The following is a 314-nucleotide window of genomic DNA, read 5'->3' as shown; positions in this document are numbered from 1 at the left end:
CCGTCGGCTGCGCGGCCAAGCAGGTTGATGGCCTGCGTGGACACCAATACCGCCAAGAGGACGACAAAGATGCCGACGGCAGTAAAGGAAAGTTCTTTAATAAAGTTTCTTTGGTAAATCATAAGATTGAGCGTGGTATACGGTTTATGGGCAACCTATATTTATTAATAAGGCTTCAGACGGCATGACACAAATGGAGTACAATGATTTACATCTGTTCGGACGGTTGGTCAATATGCCGTCTGAACAACCGACAACCGTTCCAATCAGGAGAATAAACGTGAAATTTAGCACAAAAGCCGAAACTTTGCAGG

1 pseudogene is annotated in these 314 nt (G+C 45.2%); it reads right to left on the bottom strand.

The features are described from left to right. Nucleotides 1-122 (bottom strand): annotated as a pseudogene (locus ACTHSP_RS23400) (LPS export ABC transporter permease LptF); the annotation flags it as partial. Nucleotides 123-314: the final 192 nt, after the last annotated feature.

The organism is Neisseria sp. P0001.S005, from assembly GCF_051963715.1.
The sequence above is the reverse complement of the archived record's forward strand: the minus strand, read 5'-3'. Positions and strand labels throughout refer to the sequence as shown.